The sequence below is a fragment of the Pseudomonas sp. WS 5071 genome, from assembly GCF_012985765.1.
GTDB classification, from domain to species: Bacteria; Pseudomonadota; Gammaproteobacteria; order Pseudomonadales; family Pseudomonadaceae; genus Aquipseudomonas; species Aquipseudomonas lundensis_A.
On sequence record NZ_JAAQWY010000011.1, the window covers coordinates 128,446 to 134,941 of the forward strand.

Annotated in this window: 8 protein-coding genes; 3 read left to right on the forward strand and 5 right to left on the reverse strand. The window is 56.1% G+C overall.

The annotated features are described in order from the left end of the window. Positions 1-8: 8 nt before the first annotated feature. Together HBN61_RS09445 and HBN61_RS09450 are read right to left on the reverse strand one after the other, a co-directional pair. The gene (locus tag HBN61_RS09445) at positions 9-539 is read right to left on the reverse strand and encodes a 4-vinyl reductase (protein WP_170046595.1); all 531 of its coding nucleotides are present in this window, start codon (positions 537-539) and stop codon (positions 9-11) included. Positions 540-614: 75 nt separating this feature from the next. Continuing rightward, complete coding sequence (locus tag HBN61_RS09450) at positions 615-1,592, reverse strand: dipeptidase (RefSeq protein ID WP_094992758.1); 978 nt, start codon at positions 1,590-1,592, stop codon at positions 615-617. 228 nt (positions 1,593-1,820) lie between these two features. Between HBN61_RS09450 and HBN61_RS09455 the strand changes: the two genes are divergently transcribed. Then, positions 1,821-2,222 (forward strand): lysozyme inhibitor LprI family protein, encoded by a 402-nt coding sequence (locus tag HBN61_RS09455; RefSeq protein WP_070412694.1) that lies wholly within the window; start codon positions 1,821-1,823, stop codon positions 2,220-2,222. A 66-nt stretch (positions 2,223-2,288) separates the two neighbouring features. Here HBN61_RS09455 and HBN61_RS09460 read toward each other — a convergent pair whose 3' ends face one another. Then, positions 2,289-2,615, reverse strand: coding sequence for a hypothetical protein (locus HBN61_RS09460; RefSeq protein ID WP_094992757.1), 327 nt, complete (start codon positions 2,613-2,615; stop codon positions 2,289-2,291). 163 nt (positions 2,616-2,778) lie between these two features. On the opposite strand from HBN61_RS09460, the gene HBN61_RS09465 reads away from it, so the two are divergent. Further along, a complete protein-coding gene (locus HBN61_RS09465; protein WP_170046596.1) occupies positions 2,779-3,195 on the forward strand; it encodes a DUF3010 family protein in 417 nt (138 codons plus the stop codon). Positions 3,196-3,304: 109 nt separating this feature from the next. After that, entirely contained in the window at positions 3,305-3,553 is a 249-nt protein-coding gene (locus HBN61_RS09470) for a hypothetical protein (protein ID WP_169962110.1), read from the forward strand. Positions 3,554-3,577: 24 nt separating this feature from the next. Here the strand turns inward: HBN61_RS09470 and gbdR are convergent, their stop codons facing one another. Next, a complete protein-coding gene (gene gbdR, locus HBN61_RS09475; protein ID WP_094992754.1) occupies positions 3,578-4,681 on the reverse strand; it encodes a choline metabolism transcriptional regulator GbdR in 1,104 nt (367 codons plus the stop codon). 336 nt (positions 4,682-5,017) lie between these two features. Further along, complete coding sequence (locus HBN61_RS09480; RefSeq protein ID WP_170046597.1) at positions 5,018-6,085, reverse strand: RHS repeat-associated core domain-containing protein; 1,068 nt, start codon at positions 6,083-6,085, stop codon at positions 5,018-5,020. Between the last annotated feature and the right edge of the window lie 411 nt (positions 6,086-6,496).

The window sequence follows — 6,496 nt, forward strand, 5'->3', positions numbered from 1 at the left end:
TCCTCGACTTACAACGGCTTGACGGTAAACAGGCCGTGGTCGTGGCCTTCTTGCGATCCGCTATAAACCTGCTCGGCAACGGTGCGCACCTGGCTGCCACGGGCTTGCAGAATCTGGTCCATCGCCCCCGCAAACCAGCCGGTGAACATGTAGTCGACCTTGCGCCCGACCTTGCCGTAGACGTACACGAAGCACGAGTGTTCGAGCGTCACCGTGGCCGTCCCTGCGTCGAGGTCAATGGCCTGGATGTTGAACAACCCCCAGCCGCGCTGAGACAGGCGTTTCATGTAATGTTCGAACACCGCAACACCTTCAAGGCCGTGGCATTCGGCTTCTTTCTCGCACCAATGCCAGGCAGATGTGTAACCGGCCTTGTAGAGGATCTCGGCGTACGCATCGGCCCCCAGCACGTCCTCGATGCCCCGGTGGTTGTTGACGAAAAAGTGCCGCGGCACATACAGCATCGGCAAGGCATCGGAGGTCCAGACGCCGGTTTCGCTGTCGACTTCGATGGGCAGTTGCGGGGCGATTTTAGCCATAGGTACCACTCCAGAAATTGATTCACTGAGTTGCCTGGCACTGGCGCAAATGAGCGCAGCGCGTGCCTGCGGTCGTCACTCGCCCCACACGTCCTTGAGCACGTTGACCCAGTTTTCGCCCATGATCTTGCGCACCAGGCGCTCGCTGTGGCCGCGCTTGAGCAGTGTTTCAGTGAGGTTGGGGAACTCGCCCACCGTACGGATGCCCAGCGGGTTGATGATCTCGCCGAAGCGGGTCAGACGCCGTGCGTAGCCTTTGTCATGGGTCAGCATTTCGAAAAAATCCTGCCCGTGGCCCTGGGTGAAGTCGGTGCCAATACCGATGGCGTCTTCGCCCACGAGGTTGAGGGTGTATTCGATGGCCTCGGCGTAATCGTCGATGGTCGAGTCGATGCCCTTGGCCAAAAACGGCGCGAACATGGTCACGCCGACAAAGCCCCCATGGTCGGCAATGAATGTGAGCTCGGCATCGGATTTGTTTCGCGGGTGTTCTTTAAGGCCGGATGGCAAGCAGTGCGAGTAACAGACCGGTTTGGTGGAGGCGAGGATGACCTCTTCCGAGGTTTTGGCACCCACGTGGGACAGGTCGCACATGATCCCGGCGCGGTTCATTTCAGCCACGACCTCGTGACCGAAACCCGAGAGCCCGCCGTCACGCTCGTAGCAACCGGTGCCCACCAGGTTCTGCGTGTTGTAGCACAGCTGCACCACGCCCACCCCGAGCTGTTTGAAGATCTCGATATAGCCCAATTGGTCTTCAAACGCATGGGCGTTCTGGAAGCCAAAAATAATCCCGGTCTTGCCCTGCTCTTTCGCCCGGCGAATGTCGGCCGTGGTCTTGACGGGGATCACCAGGTCACTGTTTTCGCGGATCAGTGTCTGGCTGGCGACGATGTTATTGATCGTGGCCTGAAACCCCTCCCACACCGACACCGTGCAATTGGCAGCGGTCAGGCCGCCCTTGCGCATGTCTTCGAACAGTTCGCGGTTCCATTTGGCAATGATCAGCCCGTCGATAACGATGCTGTCGGCGTGCAACTCGGCTGGGCTCATCAGGCGTCCCCTCGGTGGCGATTGCGGCGCCGAATCGTCTGCCGGCGCTGTGGGGCCAGCATAGGCCGGGGGTCAAAAACGGCCGGGTGCAAAAGCGACAGCGCGATTGCAGAAAGCGTCAAGCCACGACAAAGCGCATAGCCGCCGCTTAATGGCCTATGCTGCCTGACTGTTATTTGAGAGTCGGTTCAGCCAGAATCGGTCCCAACTCTGGATTAGGAAGGCGCAATGAAATCGATTCTCCTGGCCTTGGCGTTGATCACCAGCGGCGTATACGCGGCCGATGATGCCGACTACAACCCCTGTGATGCGGTCGAAAACGACCGGCAAACCCTGGCGTGTTCGGTGTTCAGCCGCAACGCCGCCGAGCAGTTGCTGACCGACAACTACGAAGCCCTGCAAGCCCGCATGACCTCGCTGTATGGCAGCAACCCGACCCAACTCAACAACATCACCAGCAAAATCAAAACCGCCCAGTCGCTGTGGTTGCACCAGCGTGACGCCGATTGCGCCGTCGTGGTGTTCCCTGCCACGGCCGGTACCGAGGCGTTCAACATTGCCCAAAACGACTGCATTGCAGCCGTCAGCGACGACCGCTCTGAGTTCTTGGAGTCGATTGGCCAGGAGTGAGGGGCATGACACTGAAAAGGCAAGCCTTGGCGACCGTGCGAAGGCTTGCCTTAAATGCTGACTTTATTACTTGACGATCTTGATTTTCAACGGAGGTGAAATGTCTCCGCTACCATCGATCGTGTAAGTTATTTCTGCATCCTTATTCTCATGCAGCTTATACGATGCTGCTTGCAGGGGAATCCTAAGTGGCTGGTTAGCCACAGCAGTTCCTTTATCGTGTTTAGCCCCAAAATCTTTAACTTTAAAGTCCGTCGTGACGGTCGTTCCTCCTGGCAGACCGTTAATAACTATGATCACTTCCGTTCTGTAGGTTGAGATCGAAATTTCAGTGAGCGGTGTGCTACCGGCAGGGGCAAATACTTGAGGGGCGGACAATTGTTTAGTGCTCATATTCATGCTTCCTATAATTAGACATAAATCGGGCTTTAAATCAGAGCAAGCGATGCAGTGCGTCGCTCTGAGCCACCACTTATCCATGACCACCCGCCGTGTTTCTACTGTCAGAACTACCAGTTCTGACCATCTGCTCCTTTGTTTACTGACCAGGTTTCTTATGACTATTTGCGGCATCGATATCAAAGGCAGCGAAGCCATCTTCGCCTTGGCCCATAAAAGCCAGAACGGGGTGGAACACATGCCCCTCAGCACCAAAAAAATCGCCCTCGACAACGATGAAGACGCCGCTCAGGTCAAAGCCTTCGCGGCCCAGCTTGCTGCGTTTGTCAGCGCCCACGGCATCACAGGCATCGCGATCAAAAAACGCAGTAAAAAAGGCGAGTTTGCCGGTGGCCCGACCACGTTCAAGATCGAGGGCATCATCCAGTTGCTGGACAACTGCGACGTGCAATTGCTCTCGCCGCAAACCTTGACCGCGCAATTCAAAAAGCACGCGTTCGAACTGCCTGCGTCGCTCAACAAATATCAACATGACGCTTACAAAACGGCGTGCGCCGCCTTGTTGAAGGCCTGAAAACGACCTGCTTTTAGGCAAATCAGACATCCAGTCAGCGTGCGCTTGCCCATCGCTTAAGGCGCGACCAGAATCCCTTCACGTTCATGCCTCGCAGAAGGATAAAAACATGATGCACGCGGACTTGATTGATGAAGTGGACCTGGTCAACCAGCTGCGCTCGCTGGGGTTTGAGGTGTCGGGCAGCGCGGAACACGCCTGCAACAGCGCGGTGTGCGGTTTGAGTGAAACCGGCGCGCAGGCACTCAAGCAGATGGTCGAAAAGCTCTACACCGGCAACGCCACACTCTTGCCAGCGGTGCGCCAGGCCATCGACCAACAACTGCTACCGGGGCTGGTGCGTTTCAAACGCACCTGATAGCCGCCGGGTTCGACCTGTGCGCTACACCCTCACACTGGCGAAGGTCGATTCGTTGCGCGCCTGATTCAACGCCGACATCGGCCCCGCCAGCGGGCTGAGCAGCAACGACTGCGGGATCGGCACCAGCGTGGTCTGTTGCGCCGTATTAGAGCCAACGCGCTCGTCGCGTGGCGGGATGCCAAAATACTCGCGGTAACATTTCGAAAAGTGCGGCGTCGACACAAACCCGCACACTGCCGCCACTTCGATAATCGACATCGGCGTTTGCTTGAGCAGTTGCCGGGCCCGCACCAGCCGCAGTTTGAGGTAATAACGCGACGGCGAGCAGTGCAGGTATTTCTGGAACAACCGCTCCAGTTGGCGGCGAGACACGGTCACGTACTCAGCCAGCTCGTCAAGGTCGATGGGCTCCTCAAGGTTGGCCTCCATCAACGCCACGATTTCCTGCAATTTAGGCTGATTGGTGCCGAGCATGTGCTTGAGCGGCACGCGCTGATGGTCTTGCTCGTTACGAATACGCTCGTACACAAACATCTCGGAAATCGCCGCTGACAACTCGCGCCCATGATCGCGGCTGATCAAGTGCAGCATCATGTCCAGCGGCGCCGTCCCGCCCGAGCTGGTAAACCGGCAACGGTCCAGGGTGAACAAACGGGTGCTCATCGACACCCGCGGGAAGGCTTCCTGCATGGACGCCAGGCACTCCCAGTGCACGCTGCAATCAAAACCGTCGAGCAAACCGGCATACGCCAGGGCCCAACTGCCGGTGCACACCGCGCCCAAACGGCGGGATTGACGCGCCTGGCCTTGCAGCCATGAAACGTGTTCGCGGGTAACAGTGCGTTGAATACCGATACCGCCGCACACAATCACCATGTCCAGCGCCGGGGCCTTGTGCATGCTGGCATCGGGGGTCACCTGCAGGCCGTCACTGGCCCACACCTGACTGCCATCGGCAGTGAGCGTGGACCAGCGGTACAACTCGCGGCCCGATAACTGATTGGCCATGCGCAAGGGCTCTATCGCGGAGGCCAGGGAAATGAGCGTGAAATTGTCCAGCAGCAAAAAGCCGATGGATTGAGGCGCACGGTTCTGGGGTTGAGCCCCGGAGTTGAACGACGTCATCGCAGTATCTCCTCACACAATGCAGAGAATGGCCCAGGCGCAGGCTCTTGTTATTGCCCACTTGGCTGGGGGCTTGGCGAAGACAACGCAAATGCCATGCCTAAACTTGAATGGGCATTCAATAAAGCCTGAAAACGACGTCGCAACGGGGCTGGGTGGGCGGTGACGCAAACGGGGTGAACAGACGCCGCGCGACGCGAACTGTGGTCTTGAGCAAATCGGTAGCACTTGCGGGAAACACCAAAGACCAAGCCCTGCCATCCAAAATGCAGGTGAGGCATGTGCGCTTAAACAGGGCGGGGTGCGCTTAAACCATGCACAACGCTCCCCTGCGGCTCAAGAGTCGCGTATTCGTGAAGAGGCAGATGCTTGGGGAAAGAACACTTCGCGGTGATAAGTCAGCTCACTTTCAGGTACGAGTGTAATCAAGCCAGCTTTCTTAACACGGTTGACCGTGATTTTCGAGCCGACATCGCCTTTAAAGCCCGCACTTTTTAAAGCTAGACCAACATCTGAAGACCAGATCATGCCCTTGTAAGCTTTGACAGGCAGCCCTGTTAAATTAGCCATTTGCTGAGGAAATGCACCCTCCGCCAAGTGACAACTTATCAACTCAACCTCATCGAACTTCCGAAAATCAACTCCACGTCCCTCCAACTTCCTAACCAGATCCTCAGCACCGAAATGGTTCTTACCTGAAAACATAGCTGTATCACCGTTCGGAAGTTTATCCCCATGCGCTTGTACTACCAACGTAGCGCCCCGCTTAGACGGATATTCATACTGATACATTCCCTCGGCTAACTTCTGCACATTAAAAGCCCGTTTCACTTTAGCTCCCATTATCCTGAAAACCCTCTTATCCAGGGCAAACGTCAGGTTTTTAATCAGGGAACCCAAGCCAAAAAAATGCCCATTACGATCTACTCTATTAATGGGTTCCCCCCCACAATACCCGTAACTATTAATCCCGCCTCTTCCAAACGGGCTCCAACTGTCCGGGCGATTAAAGCGCATCAATACCGGATTAAAGGCCCTATACCCATTACCCAATAAATAATGCCCGGTCACGGGATCAGCACGCTCACCATTAAACCCCAATAAACTAATCAAGCCACTTTCTACCGGGCGATGGCCGTAAGCGTTATAAGCCATCGAGTGATGTTTATCGGCACCCACAACGTGCAACACCGACTGCTGTAAATCTGTGCCCAATAAGCTGCATTCATCGCTCGTACTGTCACGTCGCCGTTGCGCCAATAACTGACCGTCCTGTTGGAACACGCTATAACGCTGCGTGCCCTCAATCTCCGTCGTCATTCGCGATTGATTGTAGAAGCGTTGAATACCCGCCGTTTGGATCAGGCGGTCGAGGGGGTCGTAGTGGTAATGGTAGGTTGCCATGGGCTTAGACTCGGCTCAGGGAGACCATCAGCTTGCGCTCGCTCGCCCACGTTGACTACTGGCAGTTATGTCAGGTGGGCGCTGGAAACATCCCAGCCTGACACGGGTCGGCAGCCATCAGGTTTAATAGATCGCTACTGTCTTCGGCATACAGCAAGGGCGCTGTATAGAGCACATCGGTAGCACGTTCGTGAAACAGGCAGGAAGGCACCTTTTCACCCAACGTGCAGATGAGAAATGTGCACTGAAAGAGAGTGAGGTACGCTGTAAAAAGGCTGCCCTAGGGATGCTCCGATCAACTTGTCGTGCAGCCGCGGCAAGTTGCAATTTTCCAGGCACCTACAGCGTCATTGGACGAAAAGTGACCGAAAAATCATGTACGGAGAGCTTTTTCGACCGGTTCTCCGTGTT